Origin of the sequence: Paenibacillus sp. FSL H3-0302, from assembly GCF_037982245.1 — a bacterium.
GTDB lineage: Bacteria > Bacillota > Bacilli > Paenibacillales > Paenibacillaceae > Paenibacillus_AQ > Paenibacillus_AQ odorifer.
This window is the reverse complement of record NZ_CP150284.1, coordinates 2,134,301-2,149,598: the sequence shown is the minus strand read 5'-3', so window position 1 is coordinate 2,149,598 and position 15,298 is coordinate 2,134,301. Positions and strand designations below refer to the sequence as shown.

Sequence of the window (15,298 nt, the reverse complement as noted above, 5' to 3'; positions counted from 1 at the left end):
GTTTATATTTCGTTATGCTATATTTCAATCTGTAATATTACAACTTGAAATATAAAGGAGAAATAACCATGTCAAATCAATTAATCATGCGCTTCCTCAAGCAGCCTGCTACCATCATTGGAATTATAACTGCACTGTTGTTCCAAGTTTTTTTCAGCTTAATTTGGATTACAGGGTACGATCATGTAACGGATCGGGTAGATCAGTTGCCCATTGCTATTGTTAATGAGGATGGTACAAATGCCCAGCCTATAGTCGATGGGATTGCAGGATCACTTCAGTTCGTAACCAGACAGGATCTCCAACTAGAAAATGCAAAAGAAGCACTTGAGCATAGAGAAATCCGCATGATTATCAATATTCCCCAAGGGTTCACTGGACAGATCAGTAATCCATCTGCAAAGACTGAACTCCACTACTTCTTAAATGAATCTAATCCGCAGATGGTCAGCAATGTGATGCAGTCGGTAGCACTTAAAGTCACGGCAGCAATGAACACTCAAAGCAGTAATTCAGCACTAAGCCACACCTTGGAAGCTATGAATCTGCCGCAAGCACAAGCGGAGATCATCAAAAGTGCTGCAAGCAGCCGCATTTCCGCCAACGTCGAAATCATTAACCCTACAACTAATTTTGCACAAACTATGGTTCCCTTAATGATCGTTACCGCCTCATTTACCGGTGCTATGTTACTCGCGATGAATCTCCATAAAGCTTCCTCCAACTTGTCTGGACAATTTAGTAAATGGAATCGCTTTGCAGCCCGATTTGTCATAATGGGTGGAACGGCTGTGCTTATCTCACTCGTGGGAACTATCATGGTTAACTCACTCGGTATCCACTCTAATCGTGGCTTTCTGCTTATGTGGCTGTTCGAGTTCACGGTAATTCTCTCCTGTATGATCCTTGCTCAGTTTAGTCTGCTGCTCCTCGGGGATGCTGGCGGCTGGCTAAATATTGCGCTTCTCTCCATGCAAATGTTAGCGTCCGGAGCAACTATTCCACGCGATGTGCTTTCACCTTTTTATAACTGGATCGGTCCCTTTTCGCCCGCTTACTATGCAGTTAATGGTATGCTCGACCTGGTTATCGGGGGTAACGGGGTATGGAAGGATATGTTCTATTTACTCTGTATTGGGGCAACAATTGCTGTATTAAGCGTACTTGTCACTTTCCTCCGTAAAGAAACTCGGATCTCACGAGAACAAGAGCCCGTGCCAGTAAATGCGTAATTATACAGTTTGCCACTCCGGCTATGCCATTTCAAATTGAGAGCGATATGCAGTTGTGATATGGTAGGAAGTGAAAGAAAGGAGCGGCAATGATTTATGAACATACAAGATGTTATTCTGGGGATTTTAAGCGAAAAACCTCATTCTGGTTACGAGATAAAACGACATTTCGAGGAATACTTCTCATTTTTCTTCGATGCCAGCTATGGCACGATCTATCCTACCCTAAGCAAGATGGAAAAGCTGAATCTGATCACTAAAGAATCTGTGCGACAGGAAGGCAAACCCGACAAAAATGTATTCACCATTACCTCTGCCGGCTTGGATCAGTTCCACGCTTATCTACAATCACCAGCCGAAAAAGATGTTCTGCGTTCTGACTTTTTTATGCACCTGTATTTTGGGGAAAAGACGGACAAAGAGAACATAGATAATCTGCTTCGGCAAGCATTGATAGAAAAGCAGGCAATGTACGACGATCTGGAACAGAAGTTGAACCAGCTAGATTACAAGTTATCTTCCTACCAGAAGTTGTGCATGGAGCTAGGCCTCGTACAATATGATGCTTTTATCAAAAAAATCCAAAGTGTGCTAGAGTCTAAATAAAACCGGCTTTCGAAAGTACACCATAAAAAAAGAACCGGTATTACATGCACATCTTGTGCTTGTAATACCGGTTCTTTTTTTTGAAATCATATGTGGTATATGGATTATGCTCTATCAAAGCTTGCAATAAGTTCATCAAGAACATCTTTGCTTACCATTTTACCTTTGAAATTGATCAGGTTTTCTGAGCTTCCGGAGAAGATACAAGTTGGCTCATATTTTCTAAGGATAATCTTTTCAGCGTCTACAAAAATCTCGAGCGGGTCTTTTATGTCGATTCCCATTGTTCTACGCAGTTCAATAGGAATTACGATACGTCCCAATTCATCCACTTTTCTTACTATGCCTGTTGCTTTCATCATCGTACATCCTCCCTTGAAGTCACATTTATAATCATTCTTGCTAAAAGCTATGTACGCTTCTATATGATAGTAATGATTACGCTACTACCTAATTCTAAAGTTCTATTCATTTCCTGTCAATTATTTTTCTACATTATATGATATTATTCGACAAAATTTCGACAATGTATGATATCTGTTGAGCACCAAGATTTGAAGCCATGTCAGAACACAAAAAAATAGGGGCTTCTCTGGAATGTCGAAATTCACCCAGAATGTAACCCTACTTGATGACAATTCTACCCTAAAATACCTTCGTTAATCTATTTGTAAATCTTGTCACTCCGCTTATCCGCAATCACAGTAAGTAGGAAATTGTCGAAAACTAGCAAGAACGCTACTCCGTCATTTACCCAGATGTTTAGTAAGTCAAACTTAAATAGGATCTATCATTGGAATAATAAATTCGCTATGAGTAGTGTGTGTATCGAATCCTCATGTAAATATAAGGCTGATGATATCACTGTAGTGTAAATACGATGAATCCGGAAGTCGACTAACGAGGGGCTAGCAAAGAAGTTATTAATGGAGAGTATTCTAAGTGTTTGATGATTTTTGTCCCCCATTAAGAGAGTAAATAAATTATAGAATTATATAGTTCTCTGATAAAGGTTTCATCAATCTGTTTAATATTGATAATACGTTCCTGGCATAAGCCATTTACAGCAAAAGTTGCTTGAAAGTAACCGTTTAATGGTTCAATGTCTATTTCAATATCCGTTTCTATTTTATCCGAAATATCATAGCCATATAAGACATATATCGCGATATCGTAAGATTTCTTATTCAGAATTAAGGAAAAATAGGAAGATGTCTGCGCTGAGTTTGTCTCAGGAACATAGTCTATTCCGTATAAAACTCCGATAGGGTGATTCGATGCAAAATAACTGTTATAGTTATTATTTTTAAATTGCCCTTTTAACCAGAGAATAACTTCAAAGTCAGTGTCAGCAGGGATGTAAATAGAAACCATTGGCTCTTCGATCAGCAACGGGGTGCTGTTAAGTGTGTAAATGTTGTGTATTTTGAATAAGCTATGCCATAACTTAATGTTAGTACACTGATTGTTAACTATCTTGTTCATATCTTTTCCTTGGTAATTGTCAATAAACACTACATTTTTATTGTATTTCGAAGCAATCCACTGTAATTCAACATAAGCATCAGGGTAAAGATCTCTGCTGATCACAACGAGAGTCTCAATATTTTCATTGTAAGCCAATAGGGCTGCATCAACAGCATCATAAACCGACTCAGCGGGAACGACAATTTCACCGTGTATGTTAACGCAAAGATTCAGATTGTCCAATTTGCATTTTCCGTTCACATAGCATACTAATATATCACTTATCCAATCAGGGTCAGCATAGCAAATAAACAAGTGTTTATCGTCCCTATAGTTATTTGCCATTTTCGACAACATGAGTTTTATTTGCTGCAAGTTAGTTAGGTGAGATTTACCAATGAGTTCACATACTTTGGCTGTAATCATGGGCGCGGCAAAGCTGTTCGAGTTGCTGCACTCTTTACCATTCAAATGATGTCTAGCAAAAGCCGTAAATTCTATACCGTCGATGATATTATCATTGAGATAAAACTCCCCTTCGTGCAGCGTGTTGCTTACCTCTCTCTTAACGCCTATAACGTTTGAAAAAGAAGCTGGATATGTAATATAATTATGATTACTTGCGGCACTTACAATAACTAAGCCTTGACCAGCAACCTTGTTTATAACTCTCTGCGTTTCTAATAAATCCGCTGAGCAATGGCTTCCCAAGCTGATATTTACAACTTGGATATCATTTTGAACGCACCATTCTAGTGCACTATACAACTTCTGGATATTTCCCCTTAAGGTAGAAGACAATATCTTCAAGCTATACATATAGATTTCCGGATAATAGTGCTTAATTATGCCTGCGCAGATGGTGCCGTGAGTTATTCTTTCGGGACTGTCTATTGTATAAGCGTCTATTGTGAAATCTTCATTGAAGATCAACTGTTGAACAACCGGTTCACCTAGCAAATATTCGTTGATACCATCATCAATCACGGCAATTTTCACTTTAGCTTCGATGTTCATCATCTCCTTTTACAGATCGACAAAAATAAAACCGCCTCATTGGTCACAAATCCATTGACCCAGGCGGTAGTCATGATTAAAAAAGTGATTAATCATTTAATTAAACAGGTTCTTTTTCCGCAGCATCGAATCCAGACTAGCTTGTAGCACACTATTTAAATACATGCTATCTTCTTCACCATTATTGGAGTTGTCAATAAATAACCCGAATTGTGATAGGCTAGAGCTGCTACTTAATTTACTCAACGAGTCTAACTGCTCCGCCTTTTTCTTTTTATCTGCCTCTACTTCTTTATTAATCTTCTCCCGCTCGGCAGGTGTTAAATAATCACCAATCACCCAAAAAGTAGCTGTTCCATCCGGATGTATAATGACGCCACTGGCATCACCGGGTTTATCATTAGCGCTGGAATCAAAATGATCCTGAATAATTGCTTCTACCCTTTTTTGCATTTGTGGATCTGTTGCCGACTGATTCAGTATATTTGGAGCAATGGTTACATTCCCTTTGCCAACACTACCAGAGTATACACTTTTCACTGCTTCATTGTTCTTTGGTATGGCTTGAACGTTGATTTTAATGTCGAATTTTTTTTCCAATTCCATCAAAACCGCTTCCGAACTCGATGTCGATAGCGCGTCTTGAAATGAAATCTCTGAACTCTTATTTTTCTGGATTACCATTGCAGCCCCCGCACGATTCAGGCTACTGAGTGAAGCTACATTCAACAACTTAAACCAACTCCCTTATTCTTTTTTCCTGTAGAATGCGGCAAACTGTATTATTAATTCGATCTAGGCTGTTGAAGCATCCATTTAATATATCGGTTTCCGGAATTTGTATTTTTAGTTTTTCCTCAATATGTACAAATAGAACCAACAAATCCCGTGGTGAGAACTGCATCGCCTCGCCCAATAAATCTTCATAGAAGTAGTTTTCATTAAGCTTGATCTTGTCCATTCCCATTACGTCGAATAATATTTCGTTTATCTGTTCACGCACTTGATCCAGATCCATAAATATCACCCTTCTTTTATACGATTTGCATATTTTCCTGTAACAATAGAGCTTCACAGCATTCTGCTAATTTCAAAGTGTCTGTCCCATTTAACGAATTAAACAGAGGAACCACTGACTCTAGCGATATTTTTGCAATTTTTTCATCAACCAACTTAGAATCAACCGTAAAAAACTTCAATTCTTTATCCTGTTTGCTTCTGCCCGTATCAAATTTATGATTTGACATATTAAAACAATCAATATCAAAACCTAATTTATGCTTTGTTGACACACATATCTTATCGAGAAACTCTCCATTAAAATCATCATAGGTCAAGTTCATAATACCGACATCCGGATGGATTGCACTAGCCGCCTCGAATGCAGTAATACCAAATCTATTGGTAAACAGATTATTATATACCATTGTCCCGCCTGGAATTCCGATAATCATTACATCAGGTCGTTCGTTCAATTCAATATATTTACAGAAGTGATTAAAAAGAAATATTTTATCTATCTCCGCTTCTTTATGATTAAACATAAAATCAGGAAAAGAATGAAATCCCATAATCTCACAATAAGATTTTGTCCCAATTTGACTTACTTTGTACCCTTCTTTCAAGAAATAATCCCTTAGGCTAAGCTGAACATCAAATTTATTGGATTTTTCCATAAGACTCGCCACGCAGATTATCGGAACATTAATATCCAGCAGTATTTTCTCAACGAGTTCTACTTTCGTTCTGTCAATGTCAATTCCAAAAAAACTTGTGAGTTCCACATTATTTTTCAGGCATACCTTCTTTACCATTTCAACTTCATGATCAGCACATCTGTTAAGCAGAACAATATCTTTTCCCATCTCTGCGGCTTTGATAATTGTCGGGAACACCACTTTTTCAAAACTGCATTCAAATTCACAAATCATTAACACATCAAATTCAGCATCTGAAAAAGAATCTTTAACTTTTATACCCACATCCTCACCATAATAGCTGTACGCTGCATCTTTTTCATTCAGTCCAAAACCTAAAGGTGCCATTAATGAAACAAGCTCATAGTTGCCCAGTAAATTGGAGAATCTGACGACCGGACCGAAATCTGCATGATATGGATAAACAATTGCTCTTTTTTTCACCATTGTCTCCCCCATTACACTTTTTCTTTATCAAAGTCGTAGCCTAACTCTCTTAGTACGCAATAATCTTTAAACAAACTCTCAGTGTTTTCTTTAACTTTATTGCAGATACTTAATTTTTTGGCAGCAGAAAACTCACTGATATCATCGGCGGCCATTGCACAAGAAGTGCAATATCTAAAGGCCCAGCACTCTTTGCATTCTTTCTCCGTTATTGTTCCAATGTTTAGTATGTTCCGGATATTATCCAATTCAAAGCCTGTATCTATATGCCCAATCCTCATTACACTAGATGCTTCACTAACTCTTTCACAGGGATACAGAGCACCGTCAGCATTCACAAACAATCGTTGTACTCCTGGAACACACGGTCCGGAATGATGGTCTTTTTTTACATCATAGAAAGAGATTCTAAGCCTGTTATGGACATTCTCCTGGATTTGATCAAAGCTTTCCATCACCAGCTTGGATACATCATTTTTCTTAAGCCTATCAAATTTATAAAGAAATAATTTGAAAACTTCGTAATTATACATCTTGATAAAACTGTCATTGATTAAGGACTCACTTTTTTTGTAGCTACTTGCTATATCACTTGCCATAACAGCAAAGTCTTTTACGGTCTCATAGTTTGAAAAAAAGTTTGTGGAACAGCTAAAATCTGAATTTGGATCAATAACTGCATTGAACATCACTTTATCAACATAGTCTGGTGTTTTGTTTTTGATATTTTCAATATTATCCATAATAGTCTGAAAACTACCTTTATTATTTACCGCAAAAACTCGGTTTCTATCATGCGCGACTTCATCGCCGTCCAGGCTGATCGTTAAATTAAAATCATTAGAAGATAAGAACTCTAAGGTTTCGTCGGTAATTAAAGTTGCATTTGTAGTAAGGTTAAACGTTAGTTCTTTGCCCGCACTTTGTTCTCTGGCATAAGCAACACAAGCTTTTATTAAGTCCATTTCCAGTAAGGGCTCTCCTCCATAAAATCCAATATTAATAATTGGAGAATCTACGGAGTGCTCAATCAAAAACTTAATTGCTTTCAAAGCAACCTCTTTTTTCATTCTCTTATTGGTATGTACTCTGTGTAAGTAGCTCCCTGAATACGCGCAATAGCTGCATCTTAAATTACAGTTTTGCGTGACCTGCAAAGTTATCGAGCCAACGCTTCTGCTTAAATTGTGCTGCAAAGAGTCGCTCATGGGATGAATCATCTCAAAATCCTGTTTCTCCGCCAAAAAACCGGAATCAAATAAGTTTTGAATCTCCGGTTCCACTTGTTCAAAGTTTGAATTTCTATAGTTCAACAAAGCCTGATAAGATCTTTCATTTAATTTAAGAAATGTATTTGCATTCGCATCGAACATATATTTTCCCGTTACCGTTTCAAATAAATGAAATACTGGCACCTGAACTCCCCCCACTCTAAAAGTGAAGCAGGACAGCTTTTTTAATAAAGCCATTTAGCCATCCTGCTCTTAGCTATACTTAAGATTGCACTTACTACCCGATTCCAATAGCAGTCATCTTCATGGAGTTACCAGTATAGGTTACTTGTTTCATGGCTGCTTTGTTTGATCCGCTGGCATTGCATGTACATGCATAACAAGGACATGCACTGCAAGCTGCATATGCCTCCAACGTTTCATAATTTGCATTTGTTCTTTTTACAAGTTGTTTCATATGCCTATTCCTCCTTTCAAATCGTATTTATCTAAATATCAATATTTGATATTTAAATCACTCGAAGGGTAAACCCATTAAACGAATTGATGCTGTTGAGTGATGAGCCGATACCTTTCATTTGTATAGGACAACTCCTCATGAAGTCCAATATCGGATACCCGACCTTTTTCTAAAAAGATTACTCTATCCACATGCTTCAGAATTTCCGGCCTATGACTGACTATAATCACTGTATTGTTACTGAGTACTGTATCTAATAGATGGTTAATTGCTTGTTCAGAGTGAAGATCAAGGTTGGAGGTCGCTTCATCAAAAATCACCATGGGCCTGCTTTTTACTAATGCTCTGGCTATCGCGATTTTTTGTTTTTGTCCACCGGACAACTTGTTCCCATTAGAACCTACGACATAATTCTTAAACTGGCTTGTATTCTTCTCTAATAATTGGGTAGCCTCAATAGCCTGTCTATACTGCTCCTCATGGGTTTCACTGTAAAGTTTTATGTTATTTTCGATGGTTGTGTCAAAAAGATATACCTCTTGACTAACGGTCGAAATTAATTCCCGATATTCATTCAAATTAATAGCCTTAATATCCACTCCATCGAATAAAATTCGTCCTGCAAGTGGTTCGTAAAACCTCTGGATTAAATTTAGGATTGTAGACTTCCCCGAACCATTCATTCCTACAATGGCCACTTTCTCATGGCTGCCAATCGTGAAATTCACATTTGACAAGATCAGTTCAGTATCATAAGCAAAGCTTACATTTTCAAACTGAATGCTCCCAAAAGGATTGAGTCGCTTCATACCAATGTTGTCGGATTCTACATCACAAGCTTCGATTTCTTCCTCGAGCAACGAATAATACCTTCGGGCAGAAGGCATTATTCCCGACAATAAGTATCCAATATTCAACATCGATGAGATAGGAGTGGTTACATAAGCGCTGTAGGTAATAAAAGCAAATATGCTTCCTACCGAAAGCTTTGAATCTAATATCATCGTCGATCCAGAAGCATATATAAGAAGAACTAGTCCTCCAATTAGAAATCTCTCCACAGTAATCCGCCAATTGTCCAATAAACTGATTCCCATATGGGAGGTTATTACTTGATTCTGCTTGTCCGCAAATTCTTTTTCTTTGAAAACGAATAAATTAAAAAGCCTTGTCTCCTTCACACCGTTCAAACTATCCTCAAACCAATGCGAATATTCTCCATCTTTCGTGATGTATTTTTCCGCAAGCATCTTTCTTTTTTTAGCAAACGATTTCAAAATAAAATATTCTATAGGGATTAAAATAAGCACAATGAGTGTAAGTTCCCAACTTATGATAAAAAGTCCAATAACTCCTCCTACCAAACTAAAACACTGACTAACAATAAAAAGCATGCTACCATCCGTTATTTGCGAAATATTCGATATATCGGTACTAACGCGATTTAAAATTTCACTGCAGTTTTTATCAGTGAAATATTTCACTTTCACTTTCATAAGTAGATCAAATGCAGCTTTATGCAAGGAGTAGATAATATTTGAAGCTATTTTTATTCTTTGTTTTTCTTTGAGCAAATCTAAAAAGCTACTAGACATTGACAAAAGAAAAATGTAGATTGCCGTTAAAATAATGGTTCTAACATCTGATTTCATAAATCCTTCATCAATAATGATTTTGTTGAACATCGGCAAAATGGAACTAATCAAAGTAGAAAATATTAAGAGCAGAAAAATAAAACATAAATTCTTTTTATGCGGTTTGAATAATCTGATAAGTTTTTTAAGGGTATTCTTATCATTCATAGAATATATCCTCTTCTACTTTCAAGCTTCGGTTTGACATTGAGAACGCTATCAATATATCATATAAAAGAATATTTGGGGTAATTTGGTAGCTAATGGTTGAAATAGGAGGCTGAATGACGTTTTGTGTCAGGTTTTTGTATCTCTGAAGATTAACAAATTTAATTATGGGGGGAATGACTTTGTTACGCATAGCCGTATGTGATGACGAGAAAAAGGAACACGAGTTGCTAAAGCAATATCTCCCAAGACTTATGAAAAGCACGGCTTACTCTTTCGAGATTCAATATTTTACCTGTGGTGAGGAATTGCTTCACTATTATAATCAACAGAGTAGTTATCCTTTTCATATACTTCTAATGGATATTGAACTGAGAGGATTAAATGGAATCGAGGTTGCAAAAAAAATCCGTGCACTTCCGGATCGAGAGGTTCAAATTATTTTTTTGACTAACTATCCGCAGTACGTAATGAACAGCTTTGATGTGCAACCCTTCCATTATTTGATTAAACCGGTAGACTATGAGTATTTTGAGGCAAAGATAATAAAGCTATGTAACTATATCATTTCTTCTGTAAATAGGTTTCTAATGATTAAAACTGAAGATGGACATATCGTGATCAAAAATTCTGACGTTATTGCGATTGTTAAAATCAAACATTCCTTGGCTAAAAACCGGCTAAAGATCATTACCTCAATGCAGCATTACATAATTTCAGGTACAATTTCAGAATATATAAGTAAACTAAACCGTCCGTTTATGCTTATTCATCGTTCCGTTATTGTTAATCTGGAACATGTCCATAAGTTTACAGCTACTTCCGTAATCATGCACAATCAAGAGCAGTTTCCTATTGGCCGTACTCAGGCAAAAGAGGTTAAAGAAGCCTACGCCTATTATATGATTGCACAATTCAAAGAACGAGGATGACGACTCTTTATCTATCAATGGTAATCATGATGTTGCTTATTCTGCTAATCAGAGAAACCATCCTTTTATTCGGTAAAATTAATGAAAATGCCAAACTGACTAAAGAAAATCTGCAATTACATAAACAAATGGATTATCAACACAACAGCTATGAAAAAACCGCACATTCCCTTACAAGCATCAAACAAGTTATCCATGATACGAACAAGCAATTGGTATATGTCCGGACTTGTATTCAGAAGAATGAGATTCAGGAATCTATCCATCATATTAATTCAATGCTCGGTCAAATTCATCAGCCTTCTCTAAAACTATCAACAGGTAATTTGGTAATTGATTCTTTAATTGGTAACGCGCTAAATATTGCTTGTGAACACAAAATTGCTATGAATTATGATATTCATATACACGCCGAAGCTATTGATATTGATCGGTTTGACTTATGTACCGTGATCGGGAACGTGCTGGATAATGCTCTAAACGCCGCTGCAAGAGTTCCCAAAAAAGAAGATAGATTTATTCTGCTGCTAATTTTCACTACTGATACTTCATTGTTTATCCAAGTCACCAACTCACGGAACGATTCTAGCACTATAGTACAGCATAATTTTAAAGAGAATCCCGCTTTTCACGGATTCGGCTTAACAAATATTCAAAGTGTCACCGAAAAATACGGAGGTCATCTGGTTACTAACGCTGAAAATAATGAATTCGAAACGATCATTGTACTGCCTTTTCTAAACATACTTTCAGCAGATACGCCAATCCTGACCGAATTAGAAAGGCAGTGAATAAACTATTTCCCTAGCAAGCTACAGCGACCGCTCCCCAAACATCAGATTGAAGGAGAGCAGGCCCGCCGCAAGCTTTACGAAGTAATCTCAAACAATCTCGCTGTTTTTCCTGGTGGGAGCGCCACCGTCAAAACCCCTGCCGATTTATCCCAATTCCAGGTTGAGCTATGCTGCTGAGGATAGGCACAGGTGATCGCCGGATCAAGTCCCTTCAGCTCTACCATCGGCAATTGGACATTCGCAGCTTCTCCGGCAATCCGCCATACCGCGACATACCGTCGTTCGCCGCGCCGCAGGCCAAGGCTGACCCATTCGCCCTCACTGTCCGGCAGGCCGAGTGGCCAGAAAGGTGTGGCGTGTGGGATATCACTGCGAATGGTTTTGTAATAATCCAGCGCTTCTTTAACTAGACTTCTGCGGTGGGGTTCAAGCTCCGCCAAATGACCGCTCTGGTGTACACGAAGCAACAGCGCATTAACCATATTGAAGATGACTTCCTCATCGTCCCCCTCGCGCAGCGGATAAGACCAAACTGCGGACTGCTCCGGTGTCAGTGCTGCCGGAGAACCTGCAGCAATGGCCGCATACTGTACATAATCCTCCTGGTCGCTAGTAGACTGGATGCTGTGTCGGCTAAGCATCGCATAATCCATGCGCATTCCCCCGCTGGAACAGTTCTCGATAACAAGCTTCGGATAACGAACAAAGATACTGTCCAACCAAGCCAGATAAGCGCGGTTATGCTGTAGCAGCCCATCTCCGAAGCTGTCCGCATTCGTTTCTGTCCCAATGCCTGCATTGATGTTGTAATCCATTTTAATGTATCCTACACCGTACTGCTCAACCAGACGCGCAATAACACCGTTTGCATGATCAATGACTTTCGGGTTGCGGTAATCTAGCTGATAGCGGCTACGGTCCTTAACCCTTTTACCATGCCGCATGAAAAACCAGCTGTCATCAGTCTCCGCAAGCTTCGGGCTGTTGATGCCCATAACCTCCAGCTCAAGCCATAGTCCGGGAATCATCCCTTTACTGCGGATATAGTCGAGCACATATTTAATCCCTTCCGGAAACCGTTCGCTGGAAGGCTCCCACTGGCCTACGCCATCCCACCACTCTCCGGGTGCATACCAGCCAGCATCAATACAGAAATATTCACAACCTACTTCTGCGGCAGCATCAATTAAAGGCAGTAGCTTCTCAGTCGTTGGGCTTCCCCATAGGCAATTCATATAGTCATTAAAAATAATCCGCAGCAGCTCATTATCCTCATTAGGTCTGCGGATCATCCGGCGATATACCGTAAGCTGTTCTGCCGCGCCCTGAAATCCTCCCCGCACTGCACCTACAGCTGCTGGTACTGAAGTAAACTCTTCACCGGGAGCTAGCTTCAGCCACCAATGGTTATCATGTTCTGTAGGTCCGCTGACCAGCAGTGTAAGCTGATCGTATTGATCCGTCAGCTCCCAATGCCAGGAGCCGTTATGCTCAATCTGCCAGAACAGGCTTGTCCCGCTCTCCTTATTATGCAAAACCGCCATCGGCAGAAGTTCCGCTGCTGACCAAGAGCCTGTATTGCTTGCGGCAATTCGTTTGGAGCCACGGTCTGCCAAATGATACATTCCGAGCTCAGGCAGGCGGTAGGTCCGCCACTGAAGTTCACTCTGCCATCCGCTGTGAGCAAGGGTTACTTCAATCTTATCATTGCGCTCCCCGCCCCCCTCTTTGTCTACACCTGTAAGAGCAAAGGAAGAGATGTATTCCACTGCCACCTCAGCTTCTCCAGCATTCTTTAGCACTGTCCAGCTTCGAACGATTTGCACACCCTTGTAGAACTGAAAATGCTGCATTGCCTGGATTCCCGAAATCGGATCAGCCAAGCTAAACTCCAGTTTACGTCCGAGCGCATTCACTGTATCGCTGTGCCCCGCATATACCATCCGAAGACCCGGATAGGATGCTCGGTGTGTGCGCCCGTGATATTCGGCGCGGTCTTCGCCCGATAATTGCAGCTCCAGCAGCCGGAAGCCTTGCTTGTTCTTATCCGCTATGACTGCTTCCAAAGGTGCCGCTCCAAAATGCAACAGCCGAACATCCTGATCTTCCGTAACTTCAATCGTAAGATATAGTCCATTTTCAATGATTTCAATCATTTTGCTATTCACAATAATGTACCTCCTGACTTTGTCTCAGTATCTTCTTATGATTATATAACATGTAAAAAAGGGACGGTTCTCCAGTAAGTGAATCTTACCTTGGAGCCCGCCCCTGATCTGAACCTAATTATTCTGCCGATCCGAATTGAATCCAAGCTTTTTGAATTTCATCGATGGCTTGATCCTTAGTTTTGCTGCCGCCGATGTAAGCCTGCATGAGCTCACCAAATTTTTGGTGGAAGGTATCCAGAGAGTAGTTCACGGACAGGTCGCCGGATTTCTCTGTTTTGAGGATTTCTTCCATTTCTTTTGGCATTTGCAGGTCAGGCATAGGAGCATCCTTAATTGGAGGAATAACCTTAGCTACTGTAGAGAACCAGTTCTTACCGTATTCAGAAGTATACAGCCAGTTGAAGAATTCAATAGTCTCAGCAGCTACAGCAGAATCCTTATTGATACGCAGGGCTTGATCCGCACCAGTAATGATCTGGGACTGTTCAGCCTTGTCGCTGACTGGGTAACCCATAATACCCAGGTCGAAGTCCGGTGTAATTTTCTTAATGGCTTCTTCATCCCATGCGCCTTTACCCGTCATGAACGCTGTTTTGCCGGATGCAAAGTCGCTGACTTCAGCATTGCTGTCCCGTTCAAGCGGTTTGTCTGTGCCATGTTTAACAGTAGTATCAACGAAGCTGAAGAAGTTATTGTACAGCACCGGGTGATCCTTGATCGTAGTTTTTCCGGCAATAAAATCATTTACTAGTGTCTTAGCATCCGTACCTGCATCTTGGGCTGCCGCATCTACGAAGTGTTGGAAGATGTGTTTCCATACCCACCACTCTTTATAAGCGTTGGCAAAAGGAGTAATGCCTTTAGCTTCAAGCTTAGTAATCGCATCGTCCATTTGGGCTGTTGTCTTAGGAACTTCTGTAATCCCAGCGTCAGCCAACAGTTTCTTATTGTACATCAGGACGAATAGATTTCCTTTTACCGGAAGACCGAGCACTTTACCGTCCGAAGAACTCATGTTAGAACGCACTGCATCGGTCATCGCCGCAGCCAGTGGCTCATTAGTTAGGTCAGCACTATACTCCGCAAAAGTATCAATATCTCCGCCCGCTGTGGTCTGGAATACGTCAGGTGTACTTCCCGCAGCAATCTTCGATTTGAGCACCGTATTGTAGTCAGCCTGCATAATCTCCAGATTAATCGTCACATTCGGTTTAACTTTCTTGTACTCGGCAATATAAGCGTTAAAAGCATCAGTGTACTCGGGTGATGCGGTGAACATATTAATCGTGACCGGCTTGCCAGAATCTGTGGCAGGAGTATTCCCTGTTCCGCTATTGTTAGCGGCATTGTTGTTTCCGCCGCAGCCCGCCAGTAATCCGCCGACGAGCAGCAGACTCGCAGATAAAGCCATAAATCTTTTTAACATGATGTTGCCCCCTTT

The 15,298-nt window shown here is 39.9% G+C and carries 14 protein-coding genes; 4 read left to right on the top strand and 10 right to left on the bottom strand.

The window, feature by feature from the left end; translation table 11 throughout:
• Positions 1-68 precede the first annotated feature (68 nt).
• Together MHH50_RS09335 and MHH50_RS09330 are read left to right on the top strand one after the other, a co-directional pair.
• Positions 69-1,232 carry an ABC transporter permease gene (locus tag MHH50_RS09335; RefSeq protein ID WP_339281887.1) on the top strand — a complete coding sequence of 388 codons (1,164 nt, stop codon included), beginning with the start codon at positions 69-71 and terminating at the stop codon, positions 1,230-1,232.
• Between the two features lie 96 nt (positions 1,233-1,328).
• The gene (locus tag MHH50_RS09330; RefSeq protein ID WP_036684013.1) at positions 1,329-1,838 is read left to right on the top strand and encodes a PadR family transcriptional regulator; all 510 of its coding nucleotides are present in this window, start codon (positions 1,329-1,331) and stop codon (positions 1,836-1,838) included.
• Positions 1,839-1,942: 104 nt separating this feature from the next.
• Here MHH50_RS09330 and MHH50_RS09325 read toward each other — a convergent pair whose 3' ends face one another.
• The 8 genes from MHH50_RS09325 to MHH50_RS09290 all read right to left on the bottom strand — a co-directional run bounded on the left by MHH50_RS09325 (position 1,943) and on the right by MHH50_RS09290 (position 9,960).
• Positions 1,943-2,200: an AbrB/MazE/SpoVT family DNA-binding domain-containing protein gene (locus tag MHH50_RS09325; RefSeq protein WP_036684015.1), complete on the bottom strand. Its 258-nt coding sequence runs from the start codon at positions 2,198-2,200 to the stop codon at positions 1,943-1,945.
• Positions 2,201-2,804: 604 nt separating this feature from the next.
• On the bottom strand, positions 2,805-4,325 hold the full coding sequence (locus MHH50_RS09320) for a S8 family serine peptidase (RefSeq protein ID WP_081387797.1): 1,521 nt from the start codon (positions 4,323-4,325) through the stop codon (positions 2,805-2,807).
• A 93-nt stretch (positions 4,326-4,418) separates the two neighbouring features.
• Positions 4,419-5,054: a DUF6033 family protein gene (locus MHH50_RS09315; protein ID WP_076184254.1), complete on the bottom strand. Its 636-nt coding sequence runs from the start codon at positions 5,052-5,054 to the stop codon at positions 4,419-4,421.
• 1 nt (position 5,055) lies between these two features.
• Positions 5,056-5,340, bottom strand: a complete 285-nt coding sequence (locus MHH50_RS09310; protein WP_036684022.1) for a hypothetical protein — start codon at positions 5,338-5,340, stop codon at positions 5,056-5,058.
• 16 nt (positions 5,341-5,356) lie between these two features.
• Positions 5,357-6,478 (bottom strand): TIGR04066 family peptide maturation system protein, encoded by a 1,122-nt coding sequence (locus MHH50_RS09305; protein ID WP_081387796.1) that lies wholly within the window; start codon positions 6,476-6,478, stop codon positions 5,357-5,359.
• On the bottom strand, positions 6,478-7,935 hold the full coding sequence (gene ccpM, locus MHH50_RS09300) for a Cys-rich peptide radical SAM maturase CcpM (protein ID WP_217904434.1): 1,458 nt from the start codon (positions 7,933-7,935) through the stop codon (positions 6,478-6,480). The genes MHH50_RS09305 and ccpM overlap by 1 nt, the downstream gene beginning before the upstream one ends.
• Before the next feature lie 40 nt (positions 7,936-7,975).
• Positions 7,976-8,155, bottom strand: a complete 180-nt coding sequence (locus tag MHH50_RS09295; RefSeq protein WP_036684027.1) for a CLI_3235 family bacteriocin precursor — start codon at positions 8,153-8,155, stop codon at positions 7,976-7,978.
• Positions 8,156-8,232: 77 nt separating this feature from the next.
• A complete protein-coding gene (locus tag MHH50_RS09290; protein ID WP_076179649.1) occupies positions 8,233-9,960 on the bottom strand; it encodes an ABC transporter ATP-binding protein in 1,728 nt (575 codons plus the stop codon).
• A 182-nt stretch (positions 9,961-10,142) separates the two neighbouring features.
• Here MHH50_RS09290 and MHH50_RS09285 point away from each other — a divergent pair, with 182 nt between their 5' ends.
• Together MHH50_RS09285 and MHH50_RS09280 are read left to right on the top strand one after the other, a co-directional pair.
• Entirely contained in the window at positions 10,143-10,892 is a 750-nt protein-coding gene (locus MHH50_RS09285; RefSeq protein WP_340034226.1) for a LytTR family DNA-binding domain-containing protein, read from the top strand.
• Positions 10,893-10,909: 17 nt separating this feature from the next.
• Positions 10,910-11,683: a GHKL domain-containing protein gene (locus tag MHH50_RS09280; RefSeq protein ID WP_076184251.1), complete on the top strand. Its 774-nt coding sequence runs from the start codon at positions 10,910-10,912 to the stop codon at positions 11,681-11,683.
• Between the two features lie 77 nt (positions 11,684-11,760).
• Here the strand turns inward: MHH50_RS09280 and MHH50_RS09275 are convergent, their stop codons facing one another.
• Complete coding sequence (locus tag MHH50_RS09275; protein WP_340034599.1) at positions 11,761-13,842, bottom strand: glycoside hydrolase family 36 protein; 2,082 nt, start codon at positions 13,840-13,842, stop codon at positions 11,761-11,763.
• 130 nt (positions 13,843-13,972) lie between these two features.
• Positions 13,973-15,283: an extracellular solute-binding protein gene (locus tag MHH50_RS09270; RefSeq protein WP_076124844.1), complete on the bottom strand. Its 1,311-nt coding sequence runs from the start codon at positions 15,281-15,283 to the stop codon at positions 13,973-13,975.
• Between the last annotated feature and the right edge of the window lie 15 nt (positions 15,284-15,298).